Source organism: Chryseobacterium gleum (assembly GCF_900636535.1).
Taxonomy (GTDB): Bacteria; Bacteroidota; Bacteroidia; order Flavobacteriales; family Weeksellaceae; genus Chryseobacterium; species Chryseobacterium gleum.
The window spans coordinates 3480987-3494469 of the sequence record NZ_LR134289.1 but is presented as its reverse complement, the minus strand read 5'-3'; the positions used below and the strand labels follow the sequence as shown (position 1 = coordinate 3494469).

Annotated in this window: 17 protein-coding genes; 16 read left to right on the top strand and 1 reads right to left on the bottom strand. The window is 36.0% G+C overall.

All coding sequences use genetic code 11. The features are described 5' to 3' along the window. Positions 1 to 3: 3 nt before the first annotated feature. The 3 genes from EL165_RS15875 to lepA all read left to right on the top strand — a co-directional run bounded on the left by EL165_RS15875 (position 4) and on the right by lepA (position 3546). Positions 4 to 516, top strand: coding sequence for a hypothetical protein (locus tag EL165_RS15875; RefSeq protein WP_002982012.1), 513 nt, complete (start codon positions 4 to 6; stop codon positions 514 to 516). 96 nt (positions 517 to 612) lie between these two features. Next, the gene (locus EL165_RS15870) at positions 613 to 1650 is read left to right on the top strand and encodes a glycine zipper 2TM domain-containing protein (protein WP_002982009.1); all 1038 of its coding nucleotides are present in this window, start codon (positions 613 to 615) and stop codon (positions 1648 to 1650) included. A 99-nt stretch (positions 1651 to 1749) separates the two neighbouring features. Further along, entirely contained in the window at positions 1750 to 3546 is a 1797-nt protein-coding gene (lepA, locus tag EL165_RS15865) for a translation elongation factor 4 (RefSeq protein WP_002982007.1), read from the top strand. 54 nt (positions 3547 to 3600) lie between these two features. On the opposite strand, the gene EL165_RS15860 is transcribed toward lepA, so the two are convergent. Continuing rightward, positions 3601 to 4245 (bottom strand): DUF1579 domain-containing protein, encoded by a 645-nt coding sequence (locus tag EL165_RS15860; RefSeq protein WP_002982005.1) that lies wholly within the window; start codon positions 4243 to 4245, stop codon positions 3601 to 3603. A 124-nt stretch (positions 4246 to 4369) separates the two neighbouring features. On the opposite strand from EL165_RS15860, the gene EL165_RS15855 reads away from it, so the two are divergent. The 13 genes from EL165_RS15855 to EL165_RS15795 all read left to right on the top strand — a co-directional run bounded on the left by EL165_RS15855 (position 4370) and on the right by EL165_RS15795 (position 13451). Continuing rightward, entirely contained in the window at positions 4370 to 5065 is a 696-nt protein-coding gene (locus tag EL165_RS15855) for an NUDIX hydrolase (RefSeq protein WP_002982003.1), read from the top strand. A gap of 330 nt (positions 5066 to 5395) precedes the next feature. Continuing rightward, positions 5396 to 5938, top strand: coding sequence for a riboflavin biosynthesis intermediates N-glycosidase (ybiA, locus tag EL165_RS15850; protein ID WP_002982001.1), 543 nt, complete (start codon positions 5396 to 5398; stop codon positions 5936 to 5938). A 28-nt stretch (positions 5939 to 5966) separates the two neighbouring features. Beyond that, on the top strand, positions 5967 to 6521 hold the full coding sequence (locus EL165_RS15845; protein WP_002981999.1) for a 2OG-Fe(II) oxygenase: 555 nt from the start codon (positions 5967 to 5969) through the stop codon (positions 6519 to 6521). Then, positions 6518 to 6922, top strand: a complete 405-nt coding sequence (locus EL165_RS15840) for a hypothetical protein (protein ID WP_002981997.1) — start codon at positions 6518 to 6520, stop codon at positions 6920 to 6922. The genes EL165_RS15845 and EL165_RS15840 overlap by 4 nt, the downstream gene beginning before the upstream one ends. 50 nt (positions 6923 to 6972) lie before the next feature. Next, positions 6973 to 7308, top strand: coding sequence for a hypothetical protein (locus tag EL165_RS15835; protein WP_002981995.1), 336 nt, complete (start codon positions 6973 to 6975; stop codon positions 7306 to 7308). A gap of 2 nt (positions 7309 to 7310) precedes the next feature. Then, entirely contained in the window at positions 7311 to 8156 is an 846-nt protein-coding gene (locus tag EL165_RS15830; RefSeq protein WP_002981993.1) for a hypothetical protein, read from the top strand. Positions 8157 to 8215: 59 nt separating this feature from the next. Continuing rightward, entirely contained in the window at positions 8216 to 9295 is a 1080-nt protein-coding gene (locus tag EL165_RS15825) for an adenylosuccinate synthetase (RefSeq protein ID WP_041461952.1), read from the top strand. Between the two features lie 68 nt (positions 9296 to 9363). Next, a complete protein-coding gene (locus tag EL165_RS15820; protein WP_002981990.1) occupies positions 9364 to 9702 on the top strand; it encodes a hypothetical protein in 339 nt (112 codons plus the stop codon). 64 nt (positions 9703 to 9766) lie between these two features. Further along, entirely contained in the window at positions 9767 to 10582 is an 816-nt protein-coding gene (locus EL165_RS15815) for a TIGR02452 family protein (RefSeq protein WP_041461995.1), read from the top strand. Beyond that, positions 10579 to 11211: a DUF4291 domain-containing protein gene (locus EL165_RS15810; protein WP_002981985.1), complete on the top strand. Its 633-nt coding sequence runs from the start codon at positions 10579 to 10581 to the stop codon at positions 11209 to 11211. Before EL165_RS15815 ends, EL165_RS15810 begins: the two co-directional genes overlap by 4 nt. Before the next feature lie 16 nt (positions 11212 to 11227). Next, positions 11228 to 11812, top strand: a complete 585-nt coding sequence (locus EL165_RS15805) for a hypothetical protein (RefSeq protein WP_002981983.1) — start codon at positions 11228 to 11230, stop codon at positions 11810 to 11812. Further along, positions 11809 to 12495: an SIR2 family NAD-dependent protein deacylase gene (locus EL165_RS15800; RefSeq protein ID WP_002981981.1), complete on the top strand. Its 687-nt coding sequence runs from the start codon at positions 11809 to 11811 to the stop codon at positions 12493 to 12495. Before EL165_RS15805 ends, EL165_RS15800 begins: the two co-directional genes overlap by 4 nt. Further along, positions 12495 to 13451, top strand: coding sequence for an ADP-ribosylglycohydrolase family protein (locus EL165_RS15795; protein ID WP_002981978.1), 957 nt, complete (start codon positions 12495 to 12497; stop codon positions 13449 to 13451). The genes EL165_RS15800 and EL165_RS15795 overlap by 1 nt, the downstream gene beginning before the upstream one ends. Positions 13452 to 13483 lie beyond the last annotated feature (32 nt).

The window sequence follows — 13483 nt, the reverse complement described above, 5'->3', positions numbered from 1 at the left end:
AAGATGAAAAAGATATTATTGACGTTTTTGATTATTTACGGCTTTGGATTAAATGCCCAAAGAACAGATTATGATTGGAAAAAGATGGATCCTAAACAAAGAAAGGAAGTCATCAATAACCTTTCTCCTGAAGAGAGAAAAGAACTTCTGAAAAAATTCAGAAACAATATGATCATGGATAATCTGAATGTCGATCCGGAAGATAAAGCCGAATTTACACAATTGTATAACGAATATCTGGATAGCCAGAAGCAGATAAAAAGTCAGTTTAATTCAAACTTTGATCCGGAAACCTTAACGGATGAGGAAGCTAAGGCCAAACTACAGCAAAGCTTTGAAGTAGGACAGAAGCTGCTTGATAACAGAAAAAAATATGCAGACAAAATGCAGCAGGTGATACCCTGCCAAAAAGTTCTGAAGCTGTTTCAATCAGAAAAAATGATGAAGGATAAAATGGATGAAAGAAGACCTCATGGAAACAATAATAATGCTTCAGGACCAAAACAAAACCCATAATAGTTTATTTTTTTAATGTTGGACGGCTCTCACAGATATTTCTGTGAGAGCCGTTTAATTTTGCTTCAAATTCCTATTTTTGCCGAAAATTTATAGATGAAAAAATTATTTTTCTTTTTTTTACTTTCGTCTCTATGGTCCGCACAAAAAACTGAAATAATTAAGATTAATGATAATCTTAGAGATAGAAAAGGACTGACAAAGTCACTTACTTTTATTGATAACAGATCAGATAAAAATATTGGAAGTATCCCGGATAAAAAAGATATAGTTGAACTGAAATTTGCAACTAATGATCTTCAGGGATTGATCGGAAACAAATTCAGAGAAGACAATAAAACAATGGGAAATAATGATATTGTCCTGATGTTGGAAGATCTTAAAGTTTATGAAGAACAGGATAATAACCGTACATTTACTTATGCAAAAGCGAGAATTAAACTTTCCAGCTTTATTAAAAGAAATGATAAATACTATTTTATCGGAAGATATAGTAATGTAATTGTCTGTAACCCGAATATTACAGTACATCCTTCTATATTTTTGTCTGGACAGATTTCTGAAATATTTACCCAGTTTATAAAAGCGTCTTATTATCCAAATATTAATCCCGGATATTATATTCCTGAAAATGAAATAAACAGATATGAAGAGTATTTAAACAAAGAGTATAAAGCATTAAACAATCCTGTTCTAAAGGAAGGTATTTACACAAACTTTCAGGAATTTCGTAACCAGAATCCAAATCCTGAGTATTCCCTCAAAAAAAATAAGAAAGGAAAAGTAGTGCAGTTAATGGACAAAGGCCTTGAGACTTCGCTCTCTAAAGTATATTGCTATGTAGAAAATGGAATAGCTTATAAAACGACACCTGTGGGCTTTGATGAAATAAAGAAAGATAATAAAGGCTTTTATATTTATTCTTCCAGAACTAATCTTTTTGCTTCAGCCCAAACCGGAGGCTTATTCGTTGGAGCAGTTGCAGGAGGTTTGGTAGGAGCTTTAATCGGTGCTGCAATTGATTCTTTATCCAATACCAATGCTGGAGCAGTTCAGGGAGTCGGTTTCAGATCTACTATGGAATCCAATGTGTATCTTGATTCTTTAACCGGGAGTTATATATTTGAAAAATAAAAAATTCAGCAGTAAAAATTAAATAAATTCATACAATAAGATAATGAAAGACAATAATCTCTCGCTTTTTTTTATCTTTGCAAACTACAAGATTCTTAAATGAAAAACATACGAAATTTTTGCATAATCGCCCATATCGACCACGGTAAAAGTACCCTGGCAGACCGTCTGTTGGAGTATACCAATACAGTTACCCAAAGAGAATTACAGTCTCAGACGCTTGATGATATGGATCTGGAAAAAGAACGTGGGATTACGATTAAGTCGCACGCTATCCAGATGGATTATGAATATAAAGGAGAAAAATATATTTTAAACCTTATTGATACACCGGGACACGTTGACTTTTCCTATGAAGTTTCCCGTTCTATTGCTGCCTGTGAAGGAGCGCTTCTGATTGTAGATGCTGCACAGAGTATTCAGGCACAAACCATCAGTAACCTCTATCTGGCACTGGAAAATGATCTGACAATCATTCCGATTCTCAATAAAATTGACCTTCCGTCTGCCAATCCTGAGGAAGTAACTGATGAGATTATGAATCTGATAGGGTGCGACTATGAAGATGTACTGAGAGTTTCCGGAAAAACAGGAGAAGGGGTTCATAACCTTTTAGAGCAGATCGTTGAAAGAATTCCTGCACCGGAAGGAGATCCTGACGGTCCGCTTCAGGCTTTGATCTTCGACTCTGTTTATAACCCTTTCAGAGGTATTGAAGCGTATTTCAAAGTAGTGAACGGAAGCATTACTAAAAATGAAAAGATCAAATTCTTCGCTACAGGAAAAGAATATGGAGCTGATGAAGTTGGAACGTTAAAACTTAAGCAGGTTCCTAAGAAAACAATCCATTGCGGAGATGTAGGTTACCTGGTGTCGGGGATCAAAGATGCCCGTGAAGTAAAAGTAGGAGATACCATTACTTCTTTTGACAGACCTGCAGCGGCTCCTATTGATGGATTTGAGGAAGTAAAACCAATGGTATTTGCAGGGATTTACCCAATTGATTCTGAGGACTTTGAAGAACTGAGATTCTCTCTTGAGAAATTAAGACTTAATGATGCTTCCCTGGTTTTCGAACCGGAAAGTTCTGCTGCTCTTGGTTTCGGTTTCCGTTGCGGATTCCTGGGAATGCTTCACATGGAAATCGTACAGGAACGTCTTGACAGAGAGTTTAATATGAACGTGATCACTACGGTACCGAACGTATCTTATTTTGGATATTCCAAAAAAGAACCGGAAGTTCCGATTCTGATCAACAACCCTTCGGAAATGATGGATCCGTCTATAATGGACAGAGTGGAAGAACCATTTATCAAGGCTTCTATCATTACCAAATCTGATTTCGTGGGGCCGGTAATGACTTTATGTATTGAAAAAAGAGGAGAAATTGTTAACCAAAGCTATTTAACTTCTGAAAGAGTGGAATTGGTGTTCAATATGCCGCTTGCTGAGGTAGTATTTGATTTCTATGACAGGTTAAAATCAATCTCTAAAGGATATGCTTCATTTGATTATCATCCAATCGGATTCAGAGCTTCCAAGCTTGTAAAAATGGACATCCTGATCAATGGTGATATGGTAGATGCACTTTCATCTTTGATTCATGACAGTAATGCCTATCACATTGGTAAAAAAATGTGTGAAAAACTTCGTGAGCTGATCCCGAGACAACAGTTTGATATTGCTGTTCAGGCTGCCTTGGGTACGAAAGTAATTGCAAGAGAAACCATTAAAGCCTTAAGAAAAGACGTTACCGCAAAATGTTATGGTGGAGATATCTCCAGAAAGCGTAAGCTATTGGAAAAGCAGAAAGAAGGTAAAAAGAAAATGAAGCAGATTGGTAGAGTAGAAGTACCGCAATCAGCGTTCATGGCTGTATTAAAGCTGAATGACTAATTCATTATAAAAATAAAAACCGCTTCTGAAAATGAAGCGGTTTTTTTGTTGATTCTATTTCTTACGGGTATATTTTATTTCCATGGTTTTGTACTCTTTTCCTGTCTTGGAGTCCGGGCCGTACATTTCCAGCTTTTGGGTATTGTCATCTACGAAAGTGAAAACTTCCCTGAAATCACAATCTTTTCCAGGTCTTGAAGGATCTGTCATTTTTCCTTTAAATTCAACCGATTTTGTTGAAGGATTCCATTCTCCTTCACCATGCATGATTCCGGTTCCCATATTGTCGATCCATGTACTGATAAATTTCTTTTTGGAATTGTCATATCCCACAATGCTCATTCCTTCGAAAGGCATTCCCATAAAGTTGCCTTTATGGTTACTGATCTGATAACGTCCGTCATACATCATTTTATTGGTCGTCTCAGATTTACTCATCATAGGCTTTCCTCCGTTTTCCATCCACATGGTGGTTTCTCCTGTCCATATTCCGTCAGATTTTGCCAGCATTTTATGCATTTCTCCCGGAGTAGAGTACTCCATCCACGCTTTCATAGCTGTTGCAGAATCTACAGGTTTCCATTCGGATTTTGCGGCTGTAGAATCGGCTTTATCAGCACTAGTGGCTGCTGTTGTTTTTCCCTTCTCACAAGCCGTTAATAAAAAAGCTGCGACAAGAATTGATAATAAATTTTTCATAATGGTTTAGTTTTAAGATGGTTAGAATGATAACTTAAAGATAGCAACTTTTATTATACCCCTGATTATTTTTTTACCTTGCACATAAATCGTAACTTTGTGTATTCATAACGCAAATCAATTTATGGAGTCTCCAAAAAAATTACAGGATATAAAAGTGGCTGTAGATGCCGTCATCTTCGGATATTTTGATAAAAAAGACCTTCAGATCCTTCTGATTAAAAGAAATATTGAACCTTTTAAAGGAGGATGGGCGCTGCCAGGCGGACTTGTTCTTGATGATGAAAGTGTGGATGATGCTGTAAAAAGAGAACTGTATGAAGAGGCGGGCATAAGACCCGATTTTCTGGAACAACTGTATACGTTTGGTAATCTGGGTCGCGATCCTAGAAACAGAGTTGTTTCTGTAGCCTATCTTGGGCTTGTGAACCCATCTTATCATGAACTTTTTGCAGACTCTGATGCTGAAGATGCACAATGGTTCAGTATTAATAAACTCCCTTCTTTGGCTTTCGACCACAAAACAATCATAGATACAGCTTTAAAAAGACTTCGTACAAAAATTCAGTATCAGCCAATCGGCTTCAATCTTCTCAACGAAGAATTCCCCTTTTCTGATCTTGAAAACCTTTATAAAACTATTGTGGGACAGGAAATCGACAGAAGAAACTTTCGTAAAAAAATTATGAGCTACGGGCTGCTAAACGAAACCAATAACGTTAAAAAAGAAGGCAGCGGCAGACCTGGGAAACTTTTTACTTTCAATAAGGAAAAATATAAAGAGCTTGAAGAGCAAGGCTTTTATTTCGAAATTAAATAGATTGTTTTAAACACAAATGACACAATTGTTTTTGCACAAATATTCACTAATATTTATGACATTCTTGAAGCCACAGTATAAAATATCAATGGAAAACATTCAATAGGAACGGGCTTTAGCCCGTTTTTTTATACCATATCATTCCATTGGCTTTAGCCTAAATACATCAAATTTGTGTTATTTGTAATCAAAGTTTGTGATATTCGTTGATTGGAATTAAATTTTTATCCTTGAAAATCAATTAATTATAATTATTAGCGTAAAATTAACGCAAATAAATTTGGTTACTAAAATGTTATTCTTTTAAATTTGTGTCAAAATAACGCAATCATGAAATACACCTTACAAAATATTACGGAACGTTTTCAGAAGAAAGAAAAGATAAAATTTCTGTTTTTCTGGGGTCACACGACGAAAGATACCATTACCAAATCATGTTTCAGCCAGTGGTTCCCCGGAAAGTTTGAAGAAAATGGTACCATTTACAAAACAGCAGAACATTATATGATGGCGGGAAAGGCCAGATTGTTTAATGATCCTGAAACAGAAGAGAAAATTTTAAAAGCAAATACATCCAATCAGGCAAAAGCTCTGGGTAGAAAAGTAAAAAACTTTGATCCGAAACAGTGGGACGAACATAAATTTGAAATTGTTACCCGGGGAAATCTTTTGAAATTCTCTCAAAATCAGAAATTTAAAGACTTTCTTTTGTCAACCGGAGACAAAGTTCTGGTAGAAGCGAGTCCTTATGACAGAATTTGGGGTATCGGAATGCTGGACACAGACAGCAGAGCAGAAAATCCTTTACTATGGAACGGAGAAAACCTGTTAGGATTTGCTTTGATGGAAGTAAGGGATGAATTAAGAGGGTAAAAACACAACCAGGCACAAAATATTAATTATGGAAAAAATAGAATTACATCCACAGATATTTCTAATTGAAGATTTTCTGACCGAATCAGAATGTGATCATTATATCAGTCTTTCACAGGAGAAAGTTTTTGAAGAAGCAAAGATCAATGTATTCGGCCGCCAGCAGATGAATAAAGGAATCAGAAATAATGACCGATTGATGATCTTTGATACAACAATTGCTGAAGAGCTTTTTAACAAGGTTGTAGAGTTTTTGCCTCAGGAACAGGATGAATACCAGGTCTTTAGCTTTAATGAAATGCTCAGGATTTATAAATATGCGCCCGGACAGCAGTTTAAAATGCACAGAGATGGAAGTTATATACGGAATGAAAATGAAAAAAGCTTTTACACCTTTATGATTTATCTGAATGATGATTTTGAAGGCGGAGAAACAGAATTTGAGAACTTATTTACTGTAGCTCCAAAGAAAGGAACAGCTCTTATTTTTTATCATCCCCTGAGACATGAAGGAAAGACTTTGATCAGCGGGCACAAATATGTGTTGAGAACAGATGTAATGTATTTAAGAAAAAGACCATGAAAAAGATATATGTTTTTGGGAACGGAAATATATCGTGGGATAATTTCCATCAGTTTTATATAGAACCTATCAAACAATTAGATTGGTCAAAGTGCGAATTTCTTATTGGAGATTTTAATGGTACAGATACCTTAATGATGGAATTTTTAAAAGATAAGACCTCTAACGTTACCATACTTCATATAGGAGAAAAACCTAGATATTTCGTAAATAGATTCAATTGTCAGGCTGGAAATTGGAAAACAATTGGAGGATTTCAGACGGATAAAGAAAGAGATAAATATGCCATGACAATGTGCACTCATTTTTTAGGTATTGATTTCAATTCTGATGAGAGAAGGAAAAGTGGAACTCTGCAGAACATTAAAGCATGCTTTGATTTAGGAAAAATAAAAATATAAAACTATGCTTTCTCTTTTTTGCGTAATAACAACACAAAGGAATATTAATTATGGAAGATGAATTAAAACCCAGATTTATCGAATCATTACAAAGAAATAATGATCAGATCAGAGAAGACCGGGCAAGGATCATCGGAGCAGATTCCGAATTGATCTATAGACGCAGAGTTGAAGACATTGAATTAAAAATCAAAAGACTTGAGCGTGAACAGGAAGGGCTTATTGATATCAGTCCTTTGGACAGGAACAGTCTGACTTTTGTGGATTTCAATCCCGAAGCATTCGTTCAGAAAGACATGGAATTATCATTAACAATCAGAAATCTGAATATTCAGCTTGAAGTAACCCGGAAAAGATTTGAATATTTATTTGGAAAAACATTATAGTCATGGGAAGTACAAGATATGATTTAGACGCTCGTTATGACAGAGCTAGAAAAGCAGGTTACAGAACAAAATCCGCAGGAGAAATTTTCACCCAGAATGCCAAAAGAATGGCTCATGAATCGATGAATCCACATGGAATATCTTTCAGGGAATCCAGAGACTCGGAAGTTCATCCGAATTCGGTTCCGATTATTTTAGGGCTGGATGTTACCGGAAGTATGGGCCATATTCCTTACGAGCTGATCAGGGATGGATTGCCCAAACTGATGGGCGGAATTATCCAAGGAGGCGTTCCCGATCCGGCCTTATTGTTCCTTGGAATCGGAGATCATGAATGTGATGGCTATCCGCTGCAGGTGGGGCAGTTTGAGTCCGGAGATGCAGAACTGGATATGTGGCTTACCCGTACTTATATTGAATCCGGTGGAGGAGGAAATGCTGGAGAAAGCTACCTGTTAGCATGGTATTTTGCAGCTTTCCATACCAGAACAGATGCCTTTGAAAAAAGAAAACAAAAAGGACTGCTGTTTACTGTTGGGGATGAACCTTGCTTAAAAACACTTCCTGCTTCCGCAATCAGGGAAATTATGGGGAAAGGGCAGCAAACCTACACTCATCTTGAATTGCTTGAAGAAGCAAAGAAAAAATATGAAGTATACCATATCAGCGTTTTGCATTCAGATCAGGCATTGAGAGCAGACAGAGGCTGGAGAGAATTATTAGGACAAAACTGTATCTCCATAGAAGATCACAGAGAAATTCCGAATGTTATTAAAGGAATTATCTGCGATAAATTTAAGAACTCAACCTTTGGAATAACAGGATTTGATCAGTTTAATATGTTTTAAAACAGAGCAAGTATCATCAGAGAAATTAAAACACAAATGATGATAGCAGGCTTTTCAAAATAAAAAGACATGAAAAGGCACAAATAGTAATAGGACTTGGTTTTGGTGATGAAGGAAAAGGAATTACCACAGATTTCCTGGCTTCTCAGAATCCGGAGGCTGTTGTAGTTCGGTTTTCAGGCGGTCAGCAGGCTGCTCATACGGTCATGATTGATGATAGAAAACATGTGCATTCCAGTTTTGGAAGTGGATCTCTTCGCGGGTTACCTTCCTACTTCACAGAACATTGTACTGTTCATCCTGTTTTTCTCCTTAATGAAAGAGAAGAACTGAAAACAAAGAATGGAAATATTGAGCTGCATATTCATCCATTGGCAAAGGTTACTACCCCTTTTGATGTCTGGCAGAACAGAACGAATGCAAGAAACCTGGAACACGGAACCTGTGGAAAAGGAGTGGGAGCCACTATGAAAAGAAATGAAAGTCCCTATAAACTGTTTGCTGCAGACCTGATTGCACCCCAAGAAATGTTGATAGAAAAGCTGAAAGGAATTGCCTATTACTATGGTTTTGCAGATGAAAACGAGATCGGAGAACTTTTACAGCCTTTTTTAGAAGCTATTGATAGAATTGATTGGAAAATAAATGATTATACCTGGTTGGCTTCGTTCAATCACCTTATTTTTGAAGGAAGCCAGGGTATTTTACTCGATATGAATCATGGCGTTTTTCCTAATGTAACCTATGCTCATACCACTTCAAAAAATGCTTACGAAATCTGTAAGCTTTTAAAAATTGAAGACATTGAAATGTATTATGTCACCAGAAGCTATGCAACCCGCCACGGAAACGGCTGGATGAGCAATGAAAAAGAAATGAAACTTAGAAATAATGAAGAAGAAACGTGTACATTTAATGAGTATCAGAAAGAATTCAGAACCGGGGAAATAGATTACAAACTGCTGAACTATGCCTTAAAGCTTGATGGAGCATATGTATTCCCGACTAAAAAAAATCTAGTTGTTACCTGTCTGGATCAGATTGATGAACAATTTAAATTAGAAAATCTTGAAGTTGAATTTAATGCTGTTTACGGATCCTATTCTCCGTATTCAAAAGATTTTAGACGGATTTTTTAAATCTTGCAAGTCCAAATATTAAATTAGACAAGTCAGAACAATATATTGATGGATAAAAGCAAATAACCATGAAAACAACAACATTATACAGACCGGTAGGAGAAAAGGAAATGATATTGATTATGGAAAGCGGATTTAAAAGTTTCCCTCCAAGATTGGAATGGCAGCCTATTTTTTATCCTGTTCTTAACGAAGAATATGCTTCAGAAATTGCTGAAAAATGGAATACCAGGGACGAAGCCGGAAACTATCTTGGTTTTGTAACGCAGTTTGAAGTGTTGGAAGAAGTTGCAGATCAATATCCGACACAGAATGTCGGAGCCAGAAACCATAATGAGTTATGGGTACCTTCTGAAGAATTAAATAGCTTTAATAAAGCAATTATAGGAGACATTAAATATAGGTGATAATTTTGAAAAAACAGAAAATACTGGTTTGGAAGAATTGATGTTTAACATTAAAAAACTAACTATGACCAATAAAGGAATGGCAAAAGATACCTTGGATATCCTTGCCAGAAAATATTATATCAACGAACATAACGAAAAAATAAATATAGAAAACGAGCTGGAAATCAGTAAAAAAGAAACCGTTCTTTTCACTCCGGAACACCTTTCCGAGATGATACAACTTCCAATGCCGGAAACTGATTTTGAAACAAAAATTGAAACCTGGAACTGCAGTTCTTTAAAAGCTATTTTACAATTGGCAAAAGAAGAAGATCAGCACAAACTCATGTGTCTGAACTTCGCTTCAGCAAAAAATCCTGGAGGAGGATTTATCAACGGGGCAGAAGCGCAGGAAGAAAGCCTGGCAAGAACTTCCGGACTGCATGAAAGTCTGCTTCAAGCCTGGGATTATTACAAAATTCACCGTGCGATGGAATCCTGTTTTTATACTGACACCATGATTTACAGCCCGAAAGTTCCTGTGTTCCGAAAAGACAAAGGAGAATTATTGGATAAGCCCGTTCTGTGCAATTTTATTACTTCTCCTGCAGTCAATGCAGGTGTGGTAAAGCGCCAGGAACCGGAAAAAGCTCATGAAATACTTGATGCAATGGATCTCAGGATGGATAAAATGCTTTCCCTCGCTTTGCATGAAGGAAATGAGGTATTAATTTTAGGAGCCTGGGGCTGTGGCGTGTTTAAAAATGATCCAAAAGAAATTGCAGGATTATTTAAAAAACACCTTCAGGGTAAATATAAAAATAAATTTAAAAGAGTGGTTTTTGCAGTACTTACAAAGAAAGAAGAAATGCTGAAACCGTTTGAAGAAATACAATGAATATTAAACTAAAAAAATATAAAGAACAGCTTCTGGAATGGCCACAACAAGGATATCATATCATGGCTCAATATGATGATGAAAAAATTATAGTATATCAATCCTATAGAAAAGAGATAGGTGAATTTGCAGTTAAAAATCAATTCTTTGGTGGAGGTTTCAGTCTTGAAAGAATGACATGGATAAAGCCTAATTTTCTTTGGATGATGTATCGGAATGGTTGGGGAAAAAAAGAAGGGCAGGAATGTGTTCTGGCTATTCATTTGAAGAAAGAAGCCTTCAAAAATTATCTGGAAAATGCAGTATACTCTTCTTACAATAAAAAGCTTGGAATTTCACGAGAAGAATGGCAAGATCAGATAAAAGAATCCTCAGTAAGGCTCCAGTGGGATCCGGATCATGACCCATTTGGAAATAAACTTGAACGGAGAGCAATCCAAATAGGTTTACGAAATGAATTTACCCGATCTTTTGCCAAAGACGATATTATTTTAATTAAAAATATTTCAGATTTTGTGAAAGAACAATACCAGTTCGTTTTAAATGATGATTTGGATAATCTGATTGTTCCGGAAGAAAAGCCCTTATTATTTGATGAAGTTCTAAATAAAAAACTCAATTTAAGATAAAAGAATTTTTAAAAAAGTGAAAAATTTTAACTTCAGATTTGTAGATCATCCTGAAGATCCAAATATTGGATTGACCAATGAGGAAATTGCTGTTCTTCAGAAAGAATTGAATCTGCAGTTTCCTGAAAACTATATTTATTATCTTCAGAACGCAGGAAAAAGATCAAATGTTTTTCCTGTGGAAAATGATATTGTAAAGCTGAAAAAATATCAAATACTACTCAAAGAAGCGCTGCAGAGAAGAAACATATTGGGTGGCGAAGATCTGTTTTGTTTCCAGTATAATATTGAGTATGAACCTCTGGTTGGACAGGATTTTGAAACATTTTATTTTTTCAATTTATCTGATCCAAAATCTCCTGATCTTTATATTTTTGGAGATTTTATCTCAAATTATGACTGGCAGGGATATAATAAAGAGCTTATAAATAAAGAAGATTTCGTAGATTTTATCAACCATAAAACAGAAGAGAAATTTGGAGCAAAGCAATTTATAATAGTAAGAAATATCCTTTTAGGAGTGCTGTTTTCTCCTTTTGTAATAATATTGTTGATTATTGCTGCCTTCCAAATGTTAAGAGAAAAAATTAAAAACCTATGAAAAAACTAACCATATTAAGCGGCGCCGGAATCAGTGCCGAAAGCGGAATAAAAACCTTCAGAGACGGAGACGGTCTTTGGGAAAATCATAATATAACAGATGTGGCAAGTCCGGAAGGATGGAGAAAAGACAGAGCGTTGGTTTTGGAATTTTACAACCAGAGAAGACGCCAGCTTCATGAGGTAAAGCCCAACGAAGCACATCAATTACTGGCAGAACTGGAAAAATATTTTGAGGTTCAGATTATTACCCAGAATATTGACGATCTTCATGAAAGAGCAGGATCTTCCAATATTCTTCATCTCCATGGAGAACTGTTTAAATCATGCTCATGCAATAATAAAAACCTGATTTATGAACAAAAAGATGATATTAAAATTGGAGATAAGGCCGAAGATGGGGCACAGTTAAGACCTTTCATCGTTTGGTTCGGAGAAGATGTTCCTTTGTATCATACTGCACAGGAAATTGTCAAAGAATCGGATATTTTACTCGTAATAGGAACTTCTTTGCAGGTATATCCGGCAGCCGGACTGATTCATGATATCAAAGACGATTGTCTTCTAATTGTAATCAATCCTAATGAAACAGGATTTGGTTACGGACAGAGAGCTGTTGTAATAAAAGAAACCGCAACACAGGGAATGAAACTGTTGTTTGATAAACTGGTAAACCTAGCCTGATGGAAAATATAGTAAAAGCAGGAATTATGGGTGTTTGCATCGGAGACGCTCTTGGGGTTCCGGTGGAATTTAAAAAAAGAGAAGATTTAAAACGTTTTCCGGTAACAAAAATGCTGGAGTATATGTCATGGAACCAACCCAAAGGAACCTGGAGTGATGACAGCTCTCTAACCCTTTGTCTTGCGGAAGAACTTATTAAAGGTTATGATCTGGAAAAAATCGGACAGAGCTTTGTAAAATGGAATAAATACGGTCACTGGACTGCTCATGGAAGACTTTTTGACATTGGAGGAACGACAAGACATTCTTTGGCGAGATTAATCAAAGGTGAGAGCGCCCGATTTTCAGGAAATATTTTTGAAGAAGATAATGGAAACGGTTCTTTGATGAGAATTCTTCCCTTAGCTTTTTATCTCAAAAAGGAAGATGATATTCAGAAACTCTATCTGATGGTAAAAGAGGTTTCCGCAATAACTCACGGGCATTTCCGTTCTGTTTTTGCCTGTTTCATCTATGTGATTTTTGCTATTCAACTGTTGAAAGGAAAGAATAAAAAAGAAGCATATGAGCAAACACAGAATGTCACTTTAAAATACGCTGAAGAGCAAGGTTTTAACCCAAAAGAAATTGAACTTTTCAATAGGATTTTGAAACATGATATTTCAGGATATGCTGAAGATGAAATCAAAAGTGGCGGCTATGTTCTCCACAGTCTGGAAGCCTCTTTATGGTGTTTTTTAAACTCAGAAAGCTATGCTGAAGCGGTTTTAAAAGCAGTCAACCTGGGAGAAGATACAGATACTACTGGAGCCATCACCGGAGGAATTGCCGGAATTTATTACGGATATGAAAACATTCCTGAGGAATGGATTGCTGAGCTGGTGAGAAAGGACGATATTGAAGAATTGTGCAAAAAAATGGCTAAAAAATTATATCACATTGATAACCCTTTATAAATTTATTTCAGAACAGGAACTGTTTGAAATTG

What these genes read in the sequence shown, in the direction of transcription:
- EL165_RS15875 (WP_002982012.1), top strand. Translation starts at nt 4, where the DNA reads ATGAAAAAGATATTATTGACGTTTTTGATTATTTACGGCTTTGGATTA.
- EL165_RS15870 (WP_002982009.1), top strand. Translation starts at nt 613, where the DNA reads ATGAAAAAATTATTTTTCTTTTTTTTACTTTCGTCTCTATGGTCCGCA.
- lepA (WP_002982007.1), top strand. Translation starts at nt 1,750, where the DNA reads ATGAAAAACATACGAAATTTTTGCATAATCGCCCATATCGACCACGGT.
- EL165_RS15860 (WP_002982005.1), bottom strand. Translation starts at nt 4,245, where the DNA reads ATGAAAAATTTATTATCAATTCTTGTCGCAGCTTTTTTATTAACGGCT.
- EL165_RS15855 (WP_002982003.1), top strand. Translation starts at nt 4,370, where the DNA reads ATGGAGTCTCCAAAAAAATTACAGGATATAAAAGTGGCTGTAGATGCC.
- ybiA (WP_002982001.1), top strand. Translation starts at nt 5,396, where the DNA reads ATGAAATACACCTTACAAAATATTACGGAACGTTTTCAGAAGAAAGAA.
- EL165_RS15845 (WP_002981999.1), top strand. Translation starts at nt 5,967, where the DNA reads ATGGAAAAAATAGAATTACATCCACAGATATTTCTAATTGAAGATTTT.
- EL165_RS15840 (WP_002981997.1), top strand. Translation starts at nt 6,518, where the DNA reads ATGAAAAAGATATATGTTTTTGGGAACGGAAATATATCGTGGGATAAT.
- EL165_RS15835 (WP_002981995.1), top strand. Translation starts at nt 6,973, where the DNA reads ATGGAAGATGAATTAAAACCCAGATTTATCGAATCATTACAAAGAAAT.
- EL165_RS15830 (WP_002981993.1), top strand. Translation starts at nt 7,311, where the DNA reads ATGGGAAGTACAAGATATGATTTAGACGCTCGTTATGACAGAGCTAGA.
- EL165_RS15820 (WP_002981990.1), top strand. Translation starts at nt 9,364, where the DNA reads ATGAAAACAACAACATTATACAGACCGGTAGGAGAAAAGGAAATGATA.
- EL165_RS15815 (WP_041461995.1), top strand. Translation starts at nt 9,767, where the DNA reads ATGACCAATAAAGGAATGGCAAAAGATACCTTGGATATCCTTGCCAGA.
- EL165_RS15810 (WP_002981985.1), top strand. Translation starts at nt 10,579, where the DNA reads ATGAATATTAAACTAAAAAAATATAAAGAACAGCTTCTGGAATGGCCA.
- EL165_RS15800 (WP_002981981.1), top strand. Translation starts at nt 11,809, where the DNA reads ATGAAAAAACTAACCATATTAAGCGGCGCCGGAATCAGTGCCGAAAGC.
- EL165_RS15795 (WP_002981978.1), top strand. Translation starts at nt 12,495, where the DNA reads ATGGAAAATATAGTAAAAGCAGGAATTATGGGTGTTTGCATCGGAGAC.